A 22,619-nucleotide genomic window follows, 5' to 3' on the forward strand; every position below is an offset into this window, starting at 1 on the left:
TCACACGATCCGGAGCTTCCACGCAGCGCGACAAACCGTCGATACTTAGGTATCGTCTCACGAACGGGTCACGTATGGCCACCGCTGAGGAAGCCGATCGTCCCGCGGACTCCGACGGGGTCGGGGCCGATAGCGCCGACACGAATCGGGAGACGGACACGCGCACGAACACGGGTGCACAGACGGATCCAGAGACGGAGACGGAAACGGAAACGGATCCGAAGACCGGCACAACCACAGCCGACGACCGCTACACCCGCAAACAGTGCGTCCTGATCACCGGCTGCTCCTCCGGGATCGGGCGGGCAACCGCACTCGCATTTCTCCAGCGTGACTGGCAGGTCGTCGCGACCGCCCGCAACACCGACGACATCGCCGACCTCGCAGAGGCCGGCTGTACCACGCTCGAACTCGATGTCACCGACCCCGAACAGGTCGCTACCGCCGTCGAGCGGACCGTCGAGATCGGCGACGCAATCGACTGTCTCGTCAACAACGCCGGCTACGCACAGACGGGGCCACTCGAGGATGTCTCCACGGCGGACCTCCACCGGCAGTTCGACGTGAACGTCTACGGTCCGCACCGACTCACCCGCGCCGCACTCCCGCACATGCGCGCTCAGGGCGAGGGTCGAATCATCAACGTCTCGAGTGTGGTCGGCCGCATCTCGGTGCCGGGGATGGGATCCTACGCTGGCTCGAAGCACGCACTCGAGGCGATGACCGACTCGCTTCGTGCTGAGGTCGAGGAGTTCGATATCGAAGTGACGCTGATCGAACCCGGGCCGGTGCAGACGAACTTCTCCGAGCGCCTGGACGAGGAGTTACCGGAGGACGAGCGAACGCCGGCTTACGGGACGCTGTACGAGTTGCTCGACGAAGCGGAGTTGATCGGCAGCGGTGCCGGTGGCCCGTTCGCATCCGAGCCGAAAGACGTTGCGGCGGCGATTCTCGACGCAGCGTCGACGCCTGAACCACCGGCTCGGTATCCCGTCGGTCCGATCGCTCAGTACGGTGTCTACGCACGATTCCTGCCGGACCGGCTGCGTGATGCGGCCTACGGCCTGATTCAGCGGTTGGTGTAAGGTAGTGTGGTCTAGGGTGGTGTGGTGTAGGATGGGGTAAGGTGGGTAGGATGGTGGAAGGCTTCGTCAGAGTTACAGAACGCGAACACGTAACCCGACACCAGAACCCGGATGTCCGATTCGAACAGCGCTGTCGTTGTACTCGCTGACACCGTCTCTGAACTCCTCTACGGTATCGTTGGCTGGCTTCTGGTCGGTTTCGGACTCTTCGCCGCCATCACCGTCTCCCTGAACGCCGTTGGAGAGGGACTGGCCGGTATGGAAGCGTTATTGGCTGCGCTCATGCTCGCCGTTTCGTTCGTCTTTGTTGCGCTCGGTATCTTCGTCAACCCGCGGTTTCGTCGTCGACTCGACCGGCGTCACTCACCCTCGATGTTTGGCCGCGTCCAATCCGTCGACCAGCGCGTGATTCGACCCGAGGAGAACTGCACCGAACGCTGTGTCGCCTGCCAGTCACCTATCGAGAACGGCATGGTTCGGCGCTATCGAACCGAGTTCGCACTTGCGGGCGTGCCGATATACACCGCTTCTGTGGGGCACAACCACTACTGTCTCTCGTGTGCGAGCGAGGAACTCCAGCTCCAGCCGCCGGTCGCTGGTGATCAGCGCGAGTTCGAATCGACGGACGTGACCGGGGCCGTGACTGCGGACGAGCAGACGGCATCCAGCGAAACCGCAGCAGACACAGAAACGGCCAGTGAGAAAGACAGCGACCTCGAGACGGACCCCGAAACCGATCTCGAAACCGAGGCGGCCGACGAGACCGAGACAACACGGAACTAGTCGCAAACCAAAACCGAGAGAGGGAACCAGACCACTCAATCCGCAGCCGTCTGCCGCCTCGACGCCCCCGCCCTCGTCAACCGATAGGCACCGCCCGGTCCGCGATTCAGATACCCCGCCTGCTGTAACGCCCGGCAGCGACGCTCGACGGTCATCGGATGCGGCCTGGTCTCGAGTGCGGCTGCAAGTTCAGCGACGGTCGCCGGCTGTGCGCTGTCGAGGGCGGCGAGAATCGATCGGTCTTGTGACGAGAGACGGGTCATCCGCGTAGCTAGTGATTCCCGACGGGAGAAATCAAGCGACGAGGCGATTCTCAGTCGGTGGGAACCAGCGCCAGTGCCGGTATCAGTATCAACGCCAGTGCCGGTATCAGTATCAACACCAGTGCCGGTTCCAGTGCCAACGCCGGTACCAGAACCAGAACCAGCACCAGCACCAGCGCCAGCACCAACACCAACACTGGTCGGGACGCACCTACCGGAGACAGGCAGCCACGACCTCGAGCATCCCCTCACCGCGGACTTCGTCCGCAAACAGCGGGACGCGCCGTACCTCCGGCCCGCGGAAGAGGTCTTGGGCTTCGGCAAGGGCACTCTGCTGGACGTCCCAGCGCCGCTGACAGAACTCACAGTCGTCCAGATTCGGCTGGAGGAACTCGCCGTGGACGTCGTCGGTCACGTTCGACAGCGGCTCCATCACGCGGTTGACGACGACTGTCCCCACCGGAATGTCGAACTCCTGGAGTTGCTGGCGCAGTCGCATCGACTCATAGACGCTCATCTCCTCGGGGATCATCACGATCCGGAAGTCCGTCCGCGTCGGGTCCTGGAGCGCCGTCCGCAGGCGTTCGATCCGCTCCTGCAGTTCGTCCAGATCGGAGAGATCCGGCGTCTGCTCTGCCGGCTGGTCCTGGCCGCCGAACATCCCCTTCATCCCCTCGAAAAGGCCGCTCATGCGCTGGCGGAACTGCAGGATTTTCCCGACCATCGAGTCCATAATTTCGGGTAGCTGGAGCAGTCTGAGGGTGTGGCCCGTCGGCGCGGTGTCGATCACGACGCGCTCGAATCGCGGGTCGTCCATGTACTCGAGTAGCAACTGCATCGCGGCGGCTTCGTCTGCGCCGGGCATGGACCCGCCGAAGAGGGCGTCCATGGGATTGTCGTCGCCGAGGAGTTGGCCGATGCCGCCGAGATCGCCGAGGCCGCCCTGGTCGCCGCCAAAGGGGTTGCCGTCGCCTCCGAAGCCGTCGTCTCCGAGTCCATCGTCTTCCCGCCCGGCGTCTGTGTCTGCACTCGCGTTACTCCCGAAGACGGCCTGCCCGCGCTCAGCGGCCGCCTCGGGGTCGATCTCGGCGCCGTACAGCGGGACGTCCTCGCGAAGCCGGCCGGGTTCTGCGGGCACGTCCGTCTTGAAGGTATCGGAGAGGGAGTGGGCGGGGTCCGTGGAGACGACGAGCGTGCTGGTGCCGCCGCGAGCGCTGTCGAGTGCGGTGGCTGCGGCCATGGTCGTCTTACCGACGCCGCCCTTGCCGCCGTAGAGGATGTAGTCGGGGCCGTCGATCGGCTCGTCGGACGGCTCGACATCGATGGCTGTGCGGTCGTCCGCGTCCGTCTCCGGGCTGTCGGTCGAACTGGTCGGCGTGACCTCGATGGTGTTGTCCGACTCGACATCGCCCTCGTTCCCACCGTCTGCTGCGGTGTCCGCGTCGTCCTCGTCGACGACTTCGACGTCGATTCCACTCATGGCAGGCGGTTCGCGGTGATCACACGAGTATTCGTCGGTCCCGTGTGCTCGGTCAGCTCTGTGCCGGTCCCGATCGGGATCCCGGTCCCGATCTGCGTGCAACTCGGCTATCGAACCACCGTCACCGGAATCGGAGCTTGTCGAACGACCCGTTCCGCAACGCTACCGAGCAACACACGCGAGGCCAGCGGCCGACCGTGCGCGCCAATAACGATATACTCGTACCCCTCGCCCGCTCGTTCGACGATCCGTCGCTCCGGCCGACCCGTCGCGGTGGCGGTATCGATCGTCCGGTCCGCAGCCGTCGCGCGCTCCGTCGCCTCCTCGAGTACCCCCGCTGCGTACTCCCGCGCCTGCTCGGAAACCGGCGGGGTGAGGTCCGGTCCGTCGATACGTTGGAGGTCCAGTTCCGGTATCGGAATGACGTAGAGGGCGGTGATGTCGGCGTCGGGGTGTGCATCGAGTGCGTACTCGAGTGCGGCGGTCGCTGGCTCTGACCCGTCGTAGGGGACGAGCACGCGGTCGGTCATGGCGAGAACTCCAACGGCCGGCGGCATAAGCGTAGAGACGTATTCGGAAAGGGTGTGTTCACGTTGGTCGGTCGGACTCGCCGCCCGGTTCGGTCCGGTACGTTACTGAGTCGCCCTGAGTCGTGCAGTTACGGCGGTTACGATGACTCCTGTTCGTCAGCCGTCTCGACCAGTTCGAACAGCGGGTCGAAGTCCTCGGGGAGCCCGTTGTCGACCTTCTCGATATTTCCCGGCGGAACGACCGATGCGACGACGGCCATCACCTGCTGGGCGTGGTAGTTCGCATCCGACTGATCGACGCCTTCTCGCTCCGCGACCCGGTCGAGAAACTCTTGATAATCAAAGCGCTGTCCGTGGGCTGCTGTCGTCAGGTAGCGGTCGATCTCCATCGGAAGCGGACTGGCGAGATCCGTTGCCTCACCCTCCGGCAGCCGCTCGCCGAGCGTCGTCAGGACGGCACGAGTGGCGCGAACGGCCTGGCCAATCTGGGCGTACTCGAGTCGGTGCTGGACCTGCCCGGTGAATTCGTTGTACTTCATCGGCTCGGAGGTGACGACACCGACGATGAGTATAAAGGATGGTGCACAGAGAGTGGCCGATAGTGGACGGCCCTCCGTCACTCGAAATATCGCGCCAACCGCTCTGCTGCCTCCTCGACACGAGGCGAGACCAGCGCGAATCGGAGCCACTCCCCGCGGGAGTCGCCGAACGCCTCGCCCGGCATCCCTGCGACGCCCGTCTCGTCGATCAGTCGCTCGACGTTCTCGAGTGTTCCCGGATAGCCGTCGAAGCGCGCCATCACGTAGAACGCACCCTGCGGTGTCGTGTACTCAGCACCCGCAGCGTCCAGCGCATCGGTAAACGTCTCGACCCGCTCGCGTAGCAGGTCCCGATTCTGCTCGTAGTAGTCGGGACCTGTCTCCCGGAGCGCGTGCAACACCGCGTACTGCGAGGGCCGACTTCCAGCCACGTTCACCAGCATGTGGCGGCTCTTCGCGTTCTCGACGAGTTCCGGCGGGAAAATCGCATAGCCCACGCGAAAACCCGTGATTGCGAGCGACTTCGAGAACGCGTTGGTGACGATCCGATTGTCGGAGTCGAACTCGAGTGCGCTCGCGAAGCGCCCGGCGTGATCGAAGTGGTCGTAGACTTCGTCGCTGACGAGGATCGCGTCGTTCTCCTCGGCGATTGCGACGAGTTCGCGGATCGTCTCCCGTGGGTAGACCGCGCCCGTCGGGTTGTTCGGCGAGTTGACGACGATGGCGGCCGTTTCGTCGCTGGCGGACGCGCGCACGTCTTCGGGGTCGAGTTGGCCGTCCGCTGCCGTCTCGACGAACGTTTTCGTGCCGCCGAGCATCGTCGTCTTCCCCGGATAGTAGGGGTAGACCGGCTCCGTGAGTATGATTTCGCTTCCACGATCGCGTTCCAGGGCGCGCGCCATCGCGAGATAGTTCGCCTCGCCCGCGCCGTTGGTGATGACGACCTGCTCGGTGGCGACGCCGCGTCGCTCCGCGATTTCCTCGCGTAACTCGAGTAGCCCCTCGCTCGGTGGGTACTGGAACTGGTCGGGCTCGCTGTCGGCGTACTCGTGGAGACCTTCGCGAAGCGCTGTTGGCGGCTCCCAGTCGGGGTTGCCGCTGACCATGTCGATCACGTCGGTGTCCGCGTTGCCGGCGTACTCCATGACGTGGAAGAAAAGCGGCGTCTCGTACTCCGTGTCCATAGGTGAGTGTGTGCACGCTGGGACCGTCGTTCTTTCCGTTCGCCGCTCGCGCGACGTGAGCATGACGGGTGAAGACCGCGCCTTGACAAAGCTGGCGCTCCTCTGGAGAGCCATGAACGACGACATCGACCGCACCCTCCCGATGGATGTCGCGGATGCCCTGCGAGAGACCGAGGAAACCCTCGCAGTCGCCGAATCGTGTACTGGCGGGCTGATCGGCGCGGCGATCACGGCCGTCCCAGGCGCGAGCGACTACTTCGATTCGGGGCTGACGACCTATGCCTACGACGCGAAGCGCCGTCATCTCGGCGTGAGCCGCGAGATACTCGACGAGCACGGTGCAGTCTCGGAACCGGTCGCACGCGAGATGGCCCGCGGCGTCCGCGACGTGACGGACGTGACCTGGGGAATCGCGACGACCGGCGTTGCGGGACCGACCGGCGGTACCGAGGACGAACCGGTCGGGACGGTCTATATCGCCATTTCCTACGCCGGCCCCTGGGGGAGCGAATCCTCCTACGCGACTGTCTCACGCTACCAGTTCGACGGCGACCGGGCGGATGTGCGGGCCAAAACCGTTGACCAGGCGCTGCTGGACCTCCTCACCGCAGTCGAGCGCCAGCATCCCGAGGCGGTCGACCCCGAGTCGACGGACTGAGTGCGGGAACTGGTTCTGGGAAAAGACACGGTGAACTGACACGGCGAACTGAGAGTCACGACAGAAAGCTATTCGGCGGTCGGGTCGCCAGTTGCGGGTGATGAACAAGAAGGGGCACGTTCTCAACGCCGTCTTGCTGAGTATCGGGCTGGGATATCTCCTCGAGCCGTCCGGGAGCATGGAGACGTTCGAGATGATCATCGCCATCGGCGTCCCGATCACGCTCGGAGCGATGGTTCCCGACATCGACACCGCGTTCGGGAAACACCGAAAGACGCTGCACAATCTTCCACTGCTCGCCGGATTCATGGCGTTTCCGTACTTCTTCGGCAATCTGGAGTGGGTCTGGGTCGGCATCCTGACCCACTACGTGCTCGACATCGCAGGGAGCAAACGCGGCATCGCGCTCTTCTACCCGCTCCTGAAGAAGGAGTACGGGCTGCCGGTCGGTGTCGCGGTCAGTAGCAAGCGCGCCGACTTCGTGACGGTGCTCGTCACCGCAGGAGAGCTCATCATCGCAGCCGTCATCATCTTCGAACTGCCACAGGAAGGGTTCGAGTTGGCGCGCCAGTCGATCGGCGTCTAAGTCGGAGAACAGTTCTCGCCGATTTGGCGTCTAAGCCACAACACAGTTATCGCCGATTCGGCGTCCACTCCTCACACGCATCCATATCGTCCATCGCCTGCTCGTGACGACCACAGTACGGCACCATACCCGACGACGAGCGCACGTACTCGAAGTGCCGACAGTTACCACAGTACCGATCCGTCGGCGCAGTCGTCGACTCGTCAGCGTCCGAGGCATCCGTCACGATCTCGGCATCCCGGCCATCGCCGATCGGCTGGGACTCGAGTGGCGAGGAGATATCCTGGGTGGTCGAGCCGCCGTCGCTGGTGACGGCTGCGCGGCCGCCGAGTCCGGAGCGGGAGGCGTTCGACTGTGATTTCGACTGCGTGCGGCTCGTGGTCGACTGTGACTCGCTGTAGGAGAACGTCGAGTCGCCAGTGGCTGCGTCAGTTTGTCTGCCGGATGCGGTCGTGCGCTCGTCGTTGCCACCGTCCTCGTTCGAGGCGTTCGTCTGCGTCTCAACGTCACCGTCGGGCGTGCCACCGAGGAAGCCGATACCGCCGAAGCCGCCGGTGTCGGTCGACTCATCGACCTCGACGACAGTCTGGTTGTGGCGCGTCACGTTCATCTCGAGCATGCCGCCGGGATCGTTCCGGGTCTTGAAGTTGACGACGGCGACGAACAGACACCAGAGGGCGATGAAGAGCCCGAGCAGGTAAATCGCAGAGACGTGAAGCGTGAGGTCCTCGCCGTAGCCACGCCAGTGGTGGGGGTATGCGTACCAGAAGAGAACGACGCCGAGGAGACAGAGACTCGCGCTGATTGCAGCAGCGGCCCGAACGCGGGGGCTGGCAGGGAGGACGGTGAACACGCCGACGAGCGCCGCCGGCACACCGGTCCCTGCGAGAACGCCGGCGATTGCCACGATGGCGAACTGGTCGCCCATTCCCCAATCAGTGAGTCCAAGCACGAACTCGGCGAAGACATCCGTCGTCGCGACGAGCACAGCGATCACTGCAAGCGTCGCACCGAGCAGGACGAGGGCGGTTCCCGCGTACAGCCGCCGGAGGCTCGTCACCTCCCGTGCGTTTCCCTGATACGCCTCCGTCAGGCTTGTCATGCTGGGTCGTTCGTGGTCCCAGCACAAAACGATACGTCAGACATATGTCAGCGGCAGAAGAGTATCGCTGCCGCCGACCAGTCACCGCCCCGTCGGCCAGACACCAGTCACTCGTCGGTCACTGGCACATCTACGACTGCAGGTCCCGCCGTCGTCAGTGCCTCATCGAGTACCGACTCGAGTTCCCCCGGCTCCTCGACAGTCACTCCCGTCGCACCGTGGGCGGCGGCGCTCGCTGCGATATCGACGGGCGGCTCAAAGTCAAAGCCGTCGTATTCGTACTCGTCGGGGTCGCCGCCGAGCAGGTTCGCCGTGTTCTCCTTGAGGATCCGGTAGTTGCGGTTGTCGGGGACGACGACTGTGAGGTCGAGCTCGTTTCGAACCGCCGTATACAGCGCCTGTGGGTAGTACAGGTACGAACCGTCGCCGACGTAGCCGAGCACCGAGCGGTCGCCGCCGGCTTCCCGCTCTGCGACCGCAGCGCCTACGCTGGCCGGCAGTCCGTAACCGAGGCCGCCGCCTTTCGTGCCCAGGAGCTGGTTGGCCTCAAACTCGAACTCGTCGAACAGCGGGGGCGACGCGGTGATGGCCTCGCTGACCACGAGTGCGTCCGGTGCGACGCTGTCGAACGCCCGGGCGAGCCCCGCTTTCGTCAGCGTGCCGTTGATCGTTTCGGGGACAGGATCAGTGTCGTGCGCGCTCGCCCAGTCACGGACGGACTCGAGTCGACGCTCGCGTTCGCCGTCGTCGACGATGTCGCTGACACGAGCGGCGAGATCCGAGAGAACGGCGGTGGGGTCGCCGATCACCGCGGTCTCTGCAGGTGCGTGCTTGCCGAGTTCCCACGCGTCGGGCGAGATGTGGACGCGCGTCGCCTCATCGGGGACGAGTTGAGTCGTCGGCCGCGTTACCGTCGTGTTCGTCGAACAGCCGACGAAAACGAGCGTGTCGGTGTCCATCGCGGCCGCCGAGCCGGGTGCTTTCGTCGAGAGAGCGCCCTGCCACTGGTCGTGATCCGTCGGGAAGTTCGCCTCGTAAGCGAGGATTTCGTTGTGGACGCGCGCCCCTGTTGCTTCGGCGAGGGCGACCGCAGCGTCGACCGCTGCCGGGCCGCTGCGACCGATTTCGTCCCCGAGGACGAAGACCGGTTCGTCAGCGTCGGCGAGGGCTGTGGCTGCCTCCTGAATCGCCGCCTCGTCACCGCGACCCGCCGTCGGAATGCGACCGAGCGGCTCCGGTGTGACTGTCGTCTCCTCCGTCTGCACATCGACCGGAATCGAAAGGAAGACCGGCCCCGTCGGCGGCGTCAACGCGGTTCGGACGGCCCGACGGACCATCGTCGGCAGCGCGTCGACGTGCTTCACCTCGGCGCTCCACTTCGTGAACGGCTCGGCCATCTCGACGAGGTCGCCGCTGAGGATCGGTTCCTCCTGCTGGTAGTCCCGGCTGTGGGTTCCCGACGTGACCAGCAGCGGCGCGCCCGAGACGTCCGCGTTGTAGAGGTTTCCCAGCCCGTGTGCCAGTCCGCCGGCGAGGTGAAGGTTCGCGACGCCGAGCGGGAGCACGTCGTCAGCATCGCGATCATCAGTACCAGTTGCCGATTCGTTCGCGTGATGTCGCCGTCGCATCGCATACCCCGCCGCCGCCCCCACCGCTACGTCCTCGTGCAACCCGAGTACGTACTCCAGTTCACTCTCGACGAGCGACTGCATGAGCGGGAGTTCGGTCGTGCCGGGATTGCCGAACAGGGTCGTCACACCGTACGATTCCAGACTGTCGATGAAGAGATCAGCACCCGTCGCTGCCATAGCGCTATCTCTCGATGGAGGTCTCTTATATCATAATCACGGATGGATTGACGTGTCTCTGCAAGGTCACGAGTGTCACCCACGAGCGGCGCGTGGAAGCGAAACCTTGAATCGACGCGCTTGCAAACCTCCGGCCATGAGTGACGAGGACGATTCCGAGCCGGCCGTCGAACTCGGCGAGCACGTACCCGTCGAGGGCGCACCCCTCGCTCGCGTGAGTTCGCGACTGACCTGGCCGAAAGAGCGCAGCGAGGTCGACCGCATGGAGGGCGACAGCGTCATCCGCACGCCCGAGGGCCCGGTCGAACTCTCGACGGTACTCGAGTCGGTCGACGAGACGTACTTCCAGCGTCGCCAGGAGTTCGAGTCTCACGTGCGCGACGTGATCGGAACCGGCCCGGTCCCGACCGCGGACGAGTAACGACCCGTGGCGACCGAGGACGACCGGCGTCTCGCCGGCCTGCTCGGCTGGGTTCGCGACCAGACGGATCGCCTTTCCTGGTTTCAGAAGTCGTTACTGACCGGCGCGGTGCTCACGCTGCTGTGGATGCACTACGTCCCCGGCGAGCTCGACCGTCGCGTCGTCGTCGACAGTATCCTGTTGATCGGCGGCCCGCTCACGCTCGGCCTGACACACGGTCGCCACATCGGCTGGAACATCAACCGGGTCGCCGTCCGCAACGCGGTCTTGCTCTCGATGTTCGTCCTTCCCTTCTACCTCGTCGGCTCGACGCTGCCGACGATCCGCGAGTTCTACCCGATGTGGGAGACCTCGACAGCCCCCGGCGAGTTCGTCCCGCACGCGTTTCAGCTGTTCATGCTCGCGCTCGCCGCCGAAACCTACTACCGCGGGTTGCTCTGTGTCGGCGTCAAGGATATCGGCTTCAAGGCGGTGTTCATCAGCCCCATCGTCTACATGATCCACCACGCCTCGAAGCCGCCGATCGAGTTCCTGCTCTCGGGGCCGACGGACGTCCTCTTCGGCGCAGTGGACTACAAATCGAACTCGATTCTCCCCTCCGTTATCGCCCACGGCGTCGGCCTCGTCCTCCTCGACTGGCTCGTCCTCCACGACCCGCTGTTCGACCCGGGACTGTTCCTCGGGGTACTCGAGTGGACTCCGATCCCGCTGTAGCGCGGGCTGCGTCCAAGATCCTTGGCGGACCCAACTGCTTTTCATCGCCGAGTGCGAATCGCCTGTATGTCACTTCCCTTCGATCCCGCCGCGATCGACCCGGAGGCCTACGGCGAAAAACAGGCCGTACTCGAGATGGACCACGAGGAAGCAGTCGAGTTCGTCCGCGAGGTCTGTACCGACTGCGGCTTCGGGATTCCGGTCGAGTTCTCGCCCTCCGAGTTGCTGAACGAGAAGGTCGGTGCCGACCGCGATCCGTACTACGTGCTCGGGGCCTGCAACCCCGAAATCGCGAATAAGGCACTCGACGAGACCAAGCAGATCGGCGGCCTGTTCCCCTGCAACGTAATCGTCTGGGAGGAGGAACCGGGTCGGCAGCGCGTCTACCACGTTTCGATCATGAAGATTGCCCGCCTGCTCGGCACCGCGCCGGACAACGAGGCCTGGGACGAGATTCTCGACGAAACCGGCGAGCTTACCGACACGCTGTTCGAGGAACTCGAGTCCGCTGACGCCGCCGTCTCGCCGTAATTCGGTCTGTCACGCTGCGTTTTCATCGGTTGCTCACCCGCTACAAGATACCAAGACTTACGTGTCAGACGGCTCACGTAGCGCCATGGACGTTCGAACCGCCGCCTTCGCCCTCCTCCTCCTCGTCCTCGCCGCAATTGCTGCCCTGATGGTCGCACCGCTGCTCCAGTACGTGATGGGTGCTGCGCTCCTCGCGTTCATTCTCTATCCGGCCTATGAGCGACTCGAACCCAAACTCGGCACACGACTCAGTGCGCTCCTGTTGACTGTTGTCGCCATCGTCGGCGCGATTGTCCCGCTCTTGCTCGTATCCCTGATCGTGCTCGATACCGTCGTCTCGTTCCTGGTTAGCTTCGACGCCGCTGGCTCTATCGAAGACCTCCGAACGATCGCAGAGGACGACCTCGGTATCGACACCGAACAGATTCAGTCGCTCGAAACTGCCGTCGTCGAGGAACTCGAAGACTCCGTCGCGGGTGCACTCGAGCTCGCCCTGTTCGAACTCGTCGGTCTCCTCAACCGCGGAATCGAGATGGGGATCGGGCTGCTCGTGTTCATTTTCCTGCTGTACTACCTGCTCGCCGACGGCGACACCTTCGTCGCCTGGCTGCGCGATGTCGTCCCGCTCAAAGACCACATTCGCGAGGAGCTATTCACCGAGATCAACGTCGTGACCTGGGCGGTGATCAAGAGCCACGTCCTCGTCGCGGTGATCGAGGGACTGCTCGGTGGACTCGGCTTCTACCTGCTCGGCGTGCCGAACGTCGCCTTCTGGACGGTGATCATGATCATCGTCTCCTTCCTGCCGGCGATCGGCGTCTGGCTCGTCTGGGGGCCCGCGGTGGGGTATCTGCTGATGACCGCGAGTCCAGTGAGTGCGGTCGCGCTGTTGCTCTATGGAATTACGGTTCTCTCGCTGGTCGACAACTACCTTCGGGCGTACGTGGTCGACCGCGGCTCCGGGCTCCACCCTGCAGTGGTTATCGTCGGTGTCATCGGCGGAATCTACCTGCTCGGCATCATGGGCTTGTTCCTCGGTCCGGTCCTGCTCGCTGTGTTCAAAGCGGGACTGAACGTCTTCAACAAGACGTCATTGTCCGCCAGCCAGCCCGAAAGCGGGTCGGTACAGCCGCCAGAGCCACCCGACTCTCCCGAGCCAACCGGACCGACTGGACGGGGACCAGCAGACGCAGGTCCGAATACGCCGGGGGCGAACGACTGACTCTGCAACCAACGGGGCGACAAAACGGCGGGATTCTCTCCTCGTAGAAAAATAGACCCGATCATCGACCACTGCCTCACGGCACAGCCGCGACACGACCTGCAACACCTCCTGACCGAGCTATACGCACCTCAGTCCGCACTCTGAACCCGCTCTGCGCGGTGCGTCGTCGGCACATCCCACCCCATCGCAACCATTGCGAACAACACCAGCGGCGAGAGGAACCCGAACAGGTAGAACGGCGCGTACTCGAGTGTCGCCACGCCAGTCGCCGAGGCCATGAAGACACCGCCGGCGTGCCACGGGATGAGCGCGCCGGTTGGCGTCCCGGCAGCCTCGACAGCTCGCGAGAGTTCGTCGCTATCCAGCGAGAAGTCCTCGTAGAGGTTCCGGAGCGTCATGCCCGGGAGGACGATGCTCATGTACTGTTGGGCGGTGAGGACGTTGATCGCCATCGCCGAGACGCCGGTGCCGGCGATGAGCGAGCCGGAACTGCGGACACCCTGCGAGAGGTGGTGAGCGAGGACGGCGAGCACGCCGGTCTTCTCGAGAAGGCCGCCCAGGACGAGAGCGGCGACGACAACAGTAATCGTCCAGGCCGATCCAGTGAGTCCGTCGGTTGCGAGCAACTCGTTCACGAGCGAGGAGGTTGTCTCCGGATCGGTCCCCTCGATGAAGACCTCCCACGCCGGGACGAAGCCGGTTCCCTGGACGAGAATTGACGTGATGACGCCGGCGAACGCGCCGACGACGAGCGTCGGGAGGGCGGGATACCCGCGCAGTGCGAGTCCGAAGGTGACGGCCAGCGGAGCGAAGACGAGTAGGGAAAGTGAGTACGCTCCTGCCACTGCGGTCTGTATCTCGTCAATCTGGCCGGATGGAACGGTGCCGCTGGCCTGTAGACCGAGAGCGGCGAACGCGAGGACGGCGATGCCGAACGCGATGGCGGTTCCGGTTCGCATGCGGTAAATGTGCTCGTACAGCGGCGTGTTCGTCACGCCGGCGGCGAGGTTCGTGGTGTCCGAGAGCGGCGACTGCTTGTCGCCCGCGTAGGCACCGGAGATGACCGCACCGACGGTCATTGGTGCGGGCACGCCCAGCCCGGAGCCAATGCCGACGAAGGCGACACCGAGCGTTCCCACCGTCGTCCACGAGGAACCGATAGCGAACGCGACGACTGCCGCGAGGACTGCTGCGACAGGCAGGAATATCTGCGGTGAGAGGAGTTCGAGACCGTAGTACATCATCGCAGGAATCGTCCCGGCGTCGACCCAGGTGGCAATGAGTGCGTAGATGGTGAAGATAATCAAGATCGCTTGCATCCCCATGAGGAGTGCGTCCGCGGCACCCTCGTAGAGGTCGTCCCAGCTGTAGCCGAGATAGTGGCCGAACGCGCCGGTAACGACGATACTCCACAGCAGCGGCACGTGCGGATCCAGCCCAAGGAGTGCCGAGCCGATGCCGAGGAAGACGACGACAGAAATCACGGGGACGAGTGCGAGCCGAAACGTGGGTCGTCGCTCCGGATCGAGTTCGTCAAAGGTAGTTGGTGTAAAGTCGAGTGCCATCGACCAGTTTATGCAGGTGAAGAATAAAAGCGCCGCGGTTAATTACTCTGGAGTATGGTTCATGGTGCCGAGAACCACGTACACGCGAGACACAGATCAGAAGTCATGAACGAATCACTGAAACCGGCGACACCGATAACAGAGATCGAACGACGCAGTCACTCCCGGATGGAGCCAGCTGAAACGACCAGTGCTGTCTCCCAGTTCTGATGTTCGCCCTGATTCACAGCGTCACCCGAGCCGACTGACCGACTCACTCACGATCCGCTTCGTGATCCGTCTCCGTCTCGGTCGAACGGTTCGGATCTGCTGACTGTGCTGTTTGCGTGCCATTGTGGGCACCCTCTCCCTCCACTACCTCCCCGTTCTCGAGTTCCTCGAGTTCGTCGAGATACTGCTCGGCGTCGTACCTGACGTACCCCGTATAGAGAAAGATGAGCCCAAAGAGGATCATCGGGACGCCAATGAGCATGAACAGCACTGCCAGAATCGTCCCGAGATCAGACGGGAGCGAAGCAGGAACCGGCGTGAACGCAACCGGAGCCGTAATCGAATTCATACTGGGGTTGAGTCGCCGTCCGACCAAAGGCGTTCCCCTGTCACTGCGAAAACGCGTTCAGATTCGTCTGCAACCCCGCCGCAAGCTCGGACTTGCGCTGTAAGCGCGCGTGAGACACCGGCAACTGCGTCGCAATCTCCGCGATTGCCCCGTGGAACGTCTCCGCCTCACCGTACTGGCCGTCGAAGGCGTTTCGCACGCTCTCCCGAACCTGCCAGACACCAACGGGTGCCCAGTAGTCGTCCGACACCTCACGGAGGACCAGACACTTCGCCTGGCGGCCGATCGATTCGAGGTACTCGAGTACACCCAGTCTCGCCGCGTAGTACGCGCCGGCGGTTTCCTCGACGTAGCTGGTGCGGCCCTCGTAGCCCTCGCTGGCGCTCTGGAGCCAGATGTCGCCGTCGCTGTTTGGATTCCAGATGCTGCCGGGGGCCTTCATCTCGACGAGTTCGAACTCCCAGGTGCCGGGCGCGAGGACGACCCAGTAGCGGTTGCCCATGTACTCGTTGGCCCAGACCTGGACCTCGTCGATGCTCTGTTCGGTTCGGATACGGCCGCGGAGGAACTGGCTGACGGTGTCGTCGACTGCGGTGATCGACCAGCGGGTTGGGACGAGACGACGCTGCTTGGTTTCGCCGAGTGCGCCGGCCGAGAGAATCGAGTTGATCTCGTAGACGTCGAAGCCGCGCCGGTAGAGGTAGGTCATCGCGCCCTGGGCCTGCCAGTCGTCGTCCTCTAGGGTTTTCTTGACCGGCTTCGGGACGTAGGGGTTCTCTCGAAGCTCTGCGTTCCGGGCGTTGGCGCGCGGGCCGCGCGGCGTTGCGACGTCCGTCCCGGCATCGAGCCCGAGGTCGGGCGTGTCGTCGAGGCCGATTTCGAGGTCGACCGGGTTGCCGGCGATGGCGACCTCGCGCTGGACGCCGACGAAGCCGTCCCAGGTGTCGTGAACGGAGGGCGTGAGGCGACTCGCGATAGATGGTGAGTCGACGTTCGCCCGCTTGTTGGAGTTCAGCAGGCCGGTTCGGCGCTGGAGTACGTCGTCGATGGCGTACCCCTGATTGTACCAGTTGCCGTCGGTGACGTACTCCTGAGCGTCGTCCTCGTCGCCGACAGGCGAGAGCACGCCGATCGGAATGTCGGGGTAGTTCGATCGGCCGACGAAGATAGATGGGGCAGTCGAACCGACGAGGGTGTCGCCACTCAGCGCGTCGTCGAAGCGGCGTTCGAACTCCTCGAGGTGGTCCGTGATCGCGTAGGACTTCTCCTTTGCGAGGCGCCGTCGCTCGGCTTCCTCGTCGGGTTCGAGTTCCTCGATGTAGTCGTCGAGGCGCATTCACTCACTGTAAGGATGGCTGGGGTTTGAATGTTGAGTTGCACAGCGCTCCGCGGGCTGGCAGTGTGCGTCCCCAGCGAAATGTCAGAGGCACGGCCAGGCATTCCACCACCCATCGGGCACGCCGAAACCGGTGTTGGATCGGTGTCGGCAGAGTGTGGCACCAGGCCGCACCCGATGATTCGGCGTGGGGTATAAAATATACGGCTGGGTGTTTTCTGGGTGAGAAACTACGGCACGCAGCGGTGGCCCGGCTGGCGGAGCCGAATTCAGGACGGCACAGGCAGTTATTGTGGTTGCACACGAACAGGACTGCATGGAAGCTGACGGCGAAGCGCCGGTGTACTACGTCATCAGTGACCTCCACATCGGCGGCGACGAACAGTTGGGCGACGTTGCGTTCCTTCCGGAGCTACTCACCTTCCTTCGACGACTCGAAACGACGGCCGAACCCGCTGAACTCGTGATCAACGGCGACCTGTTTGGGCTCTGGGAGTTCACGGAATCCCAGGGCGTCGCAAAGTTCGACACACTGGTCGAACGCTATCCCGACCTGTTCGAACAGCTCCGTGCGACGGGTGCTGAAATTCCAATTACGCTGCTTCCGGGCAATCACGACACCGAACTCGCCGCGTACGAGGAGTACGAACGCCTGCTGGCAGCGTACAACGTCACGCTCGTTCGAGCCGAGTCGCTCACCCGACCGCTCGGCGACCGGACGATTCACTTCGAACACGGTCATCGGCAGGATCCCAACAATCGATTCGAGGATTTCGGCAATCCCTACGAGAAACCGCTCGGCTACTACTACAATACGCTGGTGACGAGTCGAGCGGGACGACTCTCGGACCGCGGCCGGTACAACTGGCTCAAGGACGTTCAGGCGGTGACGCCGACCGAACGCGTGCCCCGCTGGCTCCTCTCGAAGTACTTCTACCGTGAGATGAGGCCGACGCTTCGGTACGCCTTGCTGCCGGTCCTCCTGCTATTCAACGTCAGCATCGTCATCACCGTGCTGGCAGCCCTCGATGTCGCAGGCATCTGGACCATGCCGGTCACCGTAACGGACGACGTACTCGCACAGTTGGGACTCGTCGGCGAAGCGGTCCACTTCCTGCTCGTCGCTAACGTCGTTATCGTCGGTATTCTGCTGCTTGCGAGCATTCCAGTCTACCTCGTTCTCCGCGACCTCAGCGCAACCATCGACCGGTTCGGTATCCGCGAAACCGATCTCACCGTCGACCCGGACGAACCGTACAGAGAGGCCGCACGAGAGGTCTTCGACGAACGGCCGGACACCGCCGTCTTCTGCTACGGGCATACCCACCGACCGATGATGTCCGTCGTCGACAATCGGTTGCTCGTCAACACCGGTACCTGGCTGAAGCGACTCCACCGCCGGGATGTCGTCGCCGGCCTGCTCCCACCCGTCTACTACCCGTCGTACCACCTGAGTATCGTGCGTATATCGGCCGCCAACGACGCCGACGGGAACGGTAACGGCGGCGACAGCGATCGGGACGGCTACGAGAGCGCCAACAGCGACAACAGGAACAGCAGTGACAGCAACGGTAACAGGAACAGCAGCAACAGCAGCAAGAACGGCATCATCGTCGAATACACCCCCGCAGACAAACCAAGCCCCGCCGCAAACGAGATGACCCTCCTCGAGCGACTGCTGACACTGGGCCGCGCGCCGGCACTCGAGTACCCCGACCGGGCGTACGTGACGGAGTCGGGGACGACGATCGATCCGGACGACTGACGGGGGTGGCGATGTCCACGCTGGGAGTGGCGATGGGGAGAGACGTGCAAGGACGAGCAAAGACGAGCGGTGACGAACGGCGGCCTGTCGTACACGGCGTAGACATCGTACGTGTCGTGGACACACACAAGGAACGCGCAAAAGACAACCGTTAAAAACGGCGGGCGGAAAGGAAGGGGTATGAGTACGACGGACGATCAGCAGACACGATCCTGTGTCTCCTGCGGGATCAACATCGCCGGCACGAACGCTGCGGCGTTCAAGTGCCCAGAGTGTGGCAAGCAGATTTACCGCTGTGCCAAGTGCCGCAAGCAGAGCAACCTCTATGAGTGCACCGAGTGCGGATTCACCGGACCCTGATCTCCATGGGAAAAGTCGCTGCCAAAATCAAGGTCATGCCGGACAGCCCAGAAATCGACCTGGACGCACTCCAGGAGCGTCTCGAGAGCGCACTCCCTGAGGGTGCGAAGATCAACGGCGTCGAGCGCGAGGAAGTCGCGTTCGGCCTCGTTGCACTCTACCCGACCGTAATCGTCCCTGACGGCTCCGGCGGCACGGAAACCGTCGAAGAAAACTTCGATGACGTCGAAGGCGTCGAGAGTGTCGGCGTCGAGAACGTCGGCCGTATCTAACTCGGATTCGAATCGATTTTCGATCCGTGTTCGCTGTTATTGGTCGTGAGCGACTGCGTTGACCGCTTGGCTACGTTGGTGTCGCTGGTCGCGTCGTGTAGCTGGCCACATTTGGGAGCACACCGTCGTGGCTCCCAAACCTGCTCGTACTGCTGGCATACCACCACCCACCGCTAGTGCAGACAGTGGACTCGGAAACTCGGAAGAACTCGAAGTAGCTCGGAACGTACTCGAGTACCATCGATCCAGCGCGGGCCGATTCGAAGATACTGAAAAAGTGACTCGTCAGGCGGATTCCCGGTACGCGTCGAATCGGCCCTTCAGGAACGGCCCGAACAGAATCGCGACGATTGCGACCACGAGCAACGGCGAGAGCCAGCCGTACTCGATCGGGTTGAGGAAGATCATGTACGAGCCATCAGAGATCTGCAGCGAGGTGTAGAGGTTCTCCTCAGCAATGCTGCCGAGGACCACTCCGAGAACGAACGCGATCACGGAGTAGTTGTACCGCACCATGTAGAAGCCGATCACGCCGAAGACGATGATCGTCACGACGTCGATCGGGTTCGAATCGAGGGCGTACGTCCCGAGGAACGAGAGGACGACGACCATCGGGATGAGGTAGTTCGTGTCGATTCGGGTCAGGACGCCGAGCCGGGTGACCAGCGTGAGCCCGACGAGGAGGATGATGATGTTTCCGACCAGCAACGCGAGCAACATCGTGTAGGTCAACGCGAGTTCGCCGCTCGGATCGAACATACTCTGGCCGGGTCGCAGGTTGTGCATGAGCAGGCCGGCGATGAGGACGGCCGTCGACGAACTCCCGGGGATACCGAAGGAGATCGCAGGAATGAGCGAGCCCGCGACGGTGCCGTTGTTCGACGCCTCCGAGGCGACGACACCGGTCTCGTTACCGGAGCCGAACGAATCAGGGTCGTCCGAACTGCGGACGGCCTCGGAGTAGGCGACGAAGTTCGAGACCGTCGAGCCGGCACCCGGAATGGAGCCGACGATCATCCCGATCATGCTCGATTTGAACACCGTGAGCGGACGCCTGACCGTCTCGACTGCACCGTCGATAATGCCGCCGCCGATGTCGACCGCCTGATCGGCGATACCGCCCGTCTGCCCGGCGAGTTTCATCATCTCCGCGATCGCGAACAATCCGATGAGGACGGCGACGAAGTCGATCCCATCGTACAGCAGCATCGAGTCCGTGTATCGGTTGTCGAGACTCATCGGGGCCGACCCGACTGTCGTCACGAGCAGGCCGGCGACACCGGCGAGCAGTCCTTTCGCCATCGAGCCGCGGGTGACGACGGTGATCATCGCCAGGCCGAGGACGGCGACGAGGAACCGCTCCGGCGAACCGACGGCCAGCACGATCTCGACGAGGAACGGCGAGAACAGGATCAGCGCCGTAATCGTGAACAGCCCGGCGATCGTCGACGCTGTCGCCGAAATCGACAGCGCCGTGGCTGCTTTCCCCTGTTTCGACATGGGGTAGCCGTCGAACATCGTTGCCGCCGAGGACGACACCCCGGGCGTATTGATGAGGATCGCCGCGATCGACCCGCCGTACATCGAGCCGCTGTAGATCCCGATCAAGAGGATAATCGCGTTCTCCGGCGACAGCGGCGCCGTCATCGGCAGGATAATCGCCATCCCGAGCGGCGGTCCGAGTCCCGGCAGCGCGCCGACGATGATCCCCAGCAGAACGCCGATGATCACCCAGATCATCGTCTCGAACGTGAGCAGCGTCTCGAGTGCCCCGAACAGTGACTCGACTGTCATTGGTTCTGGTTCACCCCGTGCTTGCGGCGAGTGGTTCCCTCTCGGTCAGCGGTAGTGCCGTGTGAACGGGCCGTTTCGCGCGTTGTCCGACCGCCACCGACGCCAGAGAGTACGGTGAGTGTTGCCAATGCACTGGTGTCACCCCCACCGATGAACAGCGGTGCCGGTGGTTCCCAGCCGGTGTACCAGCCGACCGCGATTTCCGGCGCGATGACGAGGTAGAACACGAGCGCGGTGAGAAAGCCGACGCCGACGAGTGCGATGGACCGCCGTCGGTCGATTCCCGCCCACCATGCAAAGAGGGCGACGAAAATCGGCGTCGCGTACAGCATCCCGATCGTGAACGTCAGGCCGAGATACAGTACACACAGTCCCGCGGTGACGGCGGGACCCCACGGGTCGTCGATGTCGTACGTGTAGGCACCTGCAGTCGGCTCCTCGGCTGACTGGTCGTCAGTGTCAGTGTCAGCGTCAGTGTCGCCGTCGCCGTCGTCCTCGTCAGCGCCGAGTAACTGTGCCGGCTCGGCGACGAATCGCCGGAGCGGACCCGGCAGATAGTTTCGCCCGAGGAGCAAGAGCGAGAGCACGATCGTCGCCCCCGCCGTTAGCCGGGGAAACGTCGCCGCACTCGCGGTAAACTCGCTGGCTCCCCAGAACATGTAGCTCGCAGCGACGAGGAAACAGAGCAACAACACGTGCTCCATCGTCCCTCGTTCGCGGAACACGACTTCGCCCGCGTCACTGAGTCGGGTCGTGACCGTTTCGAACCCCTCTCGGGCTGTGCGTGAAACGGTCTCGCCAACGGTGTCTGTGTCGTCCATCGATTGTGTTTTTCTGGGTTGTCGGTTGGTGTTGGTGCTGGTACTGGGACTGGTACTGGCGGTATCCCACCCCACCCACGCTATTCACGTACGGACACTCCACACGCTACTTCCGCCACACTGGTTCTGTCCACACGCTACATCCACCACACTAGTTCTGTCACTCAACTACGGACACTACACACGCTACTCACACCCGCAGACACCGCACCAGACCAGCGACTGTGAGCGGCCACGTCAGGTTATGCGTCTTCGTCGATCCGCTCCTCGAACGCCTCGAAGTCGACGTTCGCCTCGAGTTCGTCGAGTGCGCCATCGAGGTCGTCGGCCGCCGCATTCATGTCGCCGTACTCGAGTACGTTGCCGGTTTCTTCGGCCCACTCCTGGGCCTCGTCGTGGGTTGCGGCGTACTCGATGGCGTCGGCGAGGTCCTGGCGGACGTCTTCCGGGGTGCCAGGTGGCGCGATCTGGGTCTGTCTGAATTCGGAGATGTACGCGAGGCTGTCGCCGTAGTTGGTGATCTGGTCGATCTCCGGGAAGGCGTCGATATCGGTGTCCATCAGGTTGACGATGGCGCTGACGTCGCCGGAGTCGGCGGCGTCGGCGGCGGAGGTGTTCGTTGCGATACCGACCGGCGTTTCGCCGGAGATGACGGCTTCGTTGACTTCGCCACCGCCGTCGTAGGCGACGGCGTTCTCCCACTCGAGATCGTACTCGTCGCGAAGCAGGTAGGAGATGACGTGGCTGTCGTGGCCGGTTCCCTGATGAGCGAAGTTGTCGACCTCGCCGTCGGCGTAGGCGTCCTGCAGTTCGCTGAAGTCGCTGACGCCGAGTTCGTCGTTGACGATGATCGTGTAGCCGAAGACGCCGGAGTACGCGATCGGTTCGAAGTCAGACGGCTGCCAGTCGTCGATGCCTTCGAGCCGCCAGCCGAACTGCCAGCTTGGCGTGTTCGCGGTGCCGAAGACGGTGCCGTCGTCCTCCTGGTCGTGGAGCCACTCGATACCGCGAAGGCTTCCTGCACCGGGCTGGTTGTCGATGACGACGGAGCCGTCGAGTTCTTCTTCCATGAGTGGGCCGAGCTGGCGGGCGTAGGTGTCCGTGCCACCGCCCTCGGACCACGGAATCATCCAGGTCAGTTCTTCGTTGTCGAGACAGCCGGCAAGGCCAGCAAGCGAGACAGTAGATGCTGCACCAATTCCTTTCAGCAGACGTCGTCGATTCACAGTCCACCGTAT

Annotated in this window: 24 protein-coding genes; 11 read left to right on the forward strand and 13 right to left on the reverse strand. The window is 63.4% G+C overall.

The window, feature by feature from the left end; genetic code table 11:
• The first annotated feature begins 74 nt into the window (after positions 1–74).
• Positions 75–1,085, forward strand: coding sequence for an SDR family oxidoreductase (locus tag BBD46_RS17550; protein ID WP_071402977.1), 1,011 nt, complete (start codon positions 75–77; stop codon positions 1,083–1,085).
• Between the two features lie 111 nt (positions 1,086–1,196).
• Positions 1,197–1,868 (forward strand): hypothetical protein, encoded by a 672-nt coding sequence (locus BBD46_RS17555; protein ID WP_071402978.1) that lies wholly within the window; start codon positions 1,197–1,199, stop codon positions 1,866–1,868.
• 35 nt (positions 1,869–1,903) lie between these two features.
• On the opposite strand, the gene BBD46_RS21875 is transcribed toward BBD46_RS17555, so the two are convergent.
• The 5 genes from BBD46_RS21875 to BBD46_RS17575 all read right to left on the reverse strand — a co-directional run bounded on the left by BBD46_RS21875 (position 1,904) and on the right by BBD46_RS17575 (position 5,864).
• Positions 1,904–2,131, reverse strand: a complete 228-nt coding sequence (locus BBD46_RS21875; RefSeq protein ID WP_084777813.1) for an Rrf2 family transcriptional regulator — start codon at positions 2,129–2,131, stop codon at positions 1,904–1,906.
• Positions 2,132–2,342: 211 nt separating this feature from the next.
• Positions 2,343–3,611, reverse strand: coding sequence for an ArsA family ATPase (locus BBD46_RS17560; protein ID WP_071402979.1), 1,269 nt, complete (start codon positions 3,609–3,611; stop codon positions 2,343–2,345).
• Positions 3,612–3,718: 107 nt separating this feature from the next.
• Positions 3,719–4,141, reverse strand: coding sequence for a universal stress protein (locus tag BBD46_RS17565; protein ID WP_071402980.1), 423 nt, complete (start codon positions 4,139–4,141; stop codon positions 3,719–3,721).
• Between the two features lie 137 nt (positions 4,142–4,278).
• Positions 4,279–4,680 (reverse strand): DUF2267 domain-containing protein, encoded by a 402-nt coding sequence (locus tag BBD46_RS17570; RefSeq protein WP_071403168.1) that lies wholly within the window; start codon positions 4,678–4,680, stop codon positions 4,279–4,281.
• 77 nt (positions 4,681–4,757) lie between these two features.
• Entirely contained in the window at positions 4,758–5,864 is a 1,107-nt protein-coding gene (locus tag BBD46_RS17575; protein WP_071402981.1) for a pyridoxal phosphate-dependent aminotransferase, read from the reverse strand.
• Between the two features lie 112 nt (positions 5,865–5,976).
• On the opposite strand from BBD46_RS17575, the gene BBD46_RS17580 reads away from it, so the two are divergent.
• Together BBD46_RS17580 and BBD46_RS17585 are read left to right on the forward strand one after the other, a co-directional pair.
• On the forward strand, positions 5,977–6,522 hold the full coding sequence (locus BBD46_RS17580) for a CinA family protein (RefSeq protein ID WP_071403169.1): 546 nt from the start codon (positions 5,977–5,979) through the stop codon (positions 6,520–6,522).
• A gap of 100 nt (positions 6,523–6,622) precedes the next feature.
• Positions 6,623–7,108, forward strand: a complete 486-nt coding sequence (locus tag BBD46_RS17585; RefSeq protein WP_071402982.1) for a metal-dependent hydrolase — start codon at positions 6,623–6,625, stop codon at positions 7,106–7,108.
• Between the two features lie 46 nt (positions 7,109–7,154).
• On the opposite strand, the gene BBD46_RS17590 is transcribed toward BBD46_RS17585, so the two are convergent.
• Complete coding sequence (locus BBD46_RS17590; RefSeq protein ID WP_071402983.1) at positions 7,155–8,210, reverse strand: DUF7139 domain-containing protein; 1,056 nt, start codon at positions 8,208–8,210, stop codon at positions 7,155–7,157.
• A gap of 107 nt (positions 8,211–8,317) precedes the next feature.
• Positions 8,318–10,018 carry a thiamine pyrophosphate-binding protein gene (locus BBD46_RS17595; RefSeq protein ID WP_071402984.1) on the reverse strand — a complete coding sequence of 567 codons (1,701 nt, stop codon included), beginning with the start codon at positions 10,016–10,018 and terminating at the stop codon, positions 8,318–8,320.
• A 136-nt stretch (positions 10,019–10,154) separates the two neighbouring features.
• On the opposite strand from BBD46_RS17595, the gene BBD46_RS17600 reads away from it, so the two are divergent.
• The 4 genes from BBD46_RS17600 (at position 10,155) to BBD46_RS17615 (ending at position 12,906) form a co-directional block, all read left to right on the forward strand.
• Complete coding sequence (locus BBD46_RS17600) at positions 10,155–10,439, forward strand: DUF5789 family protein (protein ID WP_004216974.1); 285 nt, start codon at positions 10,155–10,157, stop codon at positions 10,437–10,439.
• Between the two features lie 6 nt (positions 10,440–10,445).
• The gene (locus tag BBD46_RS17605; protein ID WP_071402985.1) at positions 10,446–11,153 is read left to right on the forward strand and encodes a type II CAAX prenyl endopeptidase Rce1 family protein; all 708 of its coding nucleotides are present in this window, start codon (positions 10,446–10,448) and stop codon (positions 11,151–11,153) included.
• A gap of 66 nt (positions 11,154–11,219) precedes the next feature.
• Positions 11,220–11,684 (forward strand): DUF302 domain-containing protein, encoded by a 465-nt coding sequence (locus BBD46_RS17610; RefSeq protein ID WP_071402986.1) that lies wholly within the window; start codon positions 11,220–11,222, stop codon positions 11,682–11,684.
• A gap of 85 nt (positions 11,685–11,769) precedes the next feature.
• Entirely contained in the window at positions 11,770–12,906 is a 1,137-nt protein-coding gene (locus tag BBD46_RS17615; RefSeq protein ID WP_071402987.1) for an AI-2E family transporter, read from the forward strand.
• A gap of 131 nt (positions 12,907–13,037) precedes the next feature.
• On the opposite strand, the gene nhaC is transcribed toward BBD46_RS17615, so the two are convergent.
• The 3 genes from nhaC to nreA all read right to left on the reverse strand — a co-directional run bounded on the left by nhaC (position 13,038) and on the right by nreA (position 16,369).
• Positions 13,038–14,474 carry a Na+/H+ antiporter NhaC gene (gene nhaC, locus BBD46_RS17620; RefSeq protein WP_071402988.1) on the reverse strand — a complete coding sequence of 479 codons (1,437 nt, stop codon included), beginning with the start codon at positions 14,472–14,474 and terminating at the stop codon, positions 13,038–13,040.
• Between the two features lie 253 nt (positions 14,475–14,727).
• Positions 14,728–15,033, reverse strand: coding sequence for a hypothetical protein (locus BBD46_RS17625; protein ID WP_071402989.1), 306 nt, complete (start codon positions 15,031–15,033; stop codon positions 14,728–14,730).
• A gap of 40 nt (positions 15,034–15,073) precedes the next feature.
• Positions 15,074–16,369, reverse strand: a complete 1,296-nt coding sequence (nreA, locus tag BBD46_RS17630) for a DNA repair protein NreA (RefSeq protein WP_071402990.1) — start codon at positions 16,367–16,369, stop codon at positions 15,074–15,076.
• A 316-nt stretch (positions 16,370–16,685) separates the two neighbouring features.
• Here nreA and BBD46_RS17635 point away from each other — a divergent pair, with 316 nt between their 5' ends.
• The 3 genes from BBD46_RS17635 to BBD46_RS17640 all read left to right on the forward strand — a co-directional run bounded on the left by BBD46_RS17635 (position 16,686) and on the right by BBD46_RS17640 (position 18,766).
• Entirely contained in the window at positions 16,686–18,134 is a 1,449-nt protein-coding gene (locus tag BBD46_RS17635; protein ID WP_253184598.1) for a metallophosphoesterase, read from the forward strand.
• A gap of 180 nt (positions 18,135–18,314) precedes the next feature.
• The gene (locus BBD46_RS21880; protein WP_084777814.1) at positions 18,315–18,494 is read left to right on the forward strand and encodes an HVO_2753 family zinc finger protein; all 180 of its coding nucleotides are present in this window, start codon (positions 18,315–18,317) and stop codon (positions 18,492–18,494) included.
• A 5-nt stretch (positions 18,495–18,499) separates the two neighbouring features.
• A complete protein-coding gene (locus tag BBD46_RS17640) occupies positions 18,500–18,766 on the forward strand; it encodes an elongation factor 1-beta (RefSeq protein WP_004216963.1) in 267 nt (88 codons plus the stop codon).
• A gap of 285 nt (positions 18,767–19,051) precedes the next feature.
• On the opposite strand, the gene BBD46_RS17645 is transcribed toward BBD46_RS17640, so the two are convergent.
• From BBD46_RS17645 to BBD46_RS17655, 3 genes are all read right to left on the reverse strand, one after another.
• Complete coding sequence (locus tag BBD46_RS17645) at positions 19,052–20,560, reverse strand: tripartite tricarboxylate transporter permease (protein ID WP_071402991.1); 1,509 nt, start codon at positions 20,558–20,560, stop codon at positions 19,052–19,054.
• On the reverse strand, positions 20,557–21,381 hold the full coding sequence (locus BBD46_RS17650; RefSeq protein ID WP_071402992.1) for a tripartite tricarboxylate transporter TctB family protein: 825 nt from the start codon (positions 21,379–21,381) through the stop codon (positions 20,557–20,559). Before BBD46_RS17650 ends, BBD46_RS17645 begins: the two co-directional genes overlap by 4 nt.
• 242 nt (positions 21,382–21,623) lie before the next feature.
• Positions 21,624–22,607, reverse strand: coding sequence for a Bug family tripartite tricarboxylate transporter substrate binding protein (locus BBD46_RS17655; RefSeq protein ID WP_071402993.1), 984 nt, complete (start codon positions 22,605–22,607; stop codon positions 21,624–21,626).
• Between the last annotated feature and the right edge of the window lie 12 nt (positions 22,608–22,619).

Origin of the sequence: Natrialba sp. SSL1, assembly GCF_001861355.1 — an archaeon.
Taxonomy (GTDB): domain Archaea; phylum Halobacteriota; class Halobacteria; order Halobacteriales; family Natrialbaceae; genus Natrialba.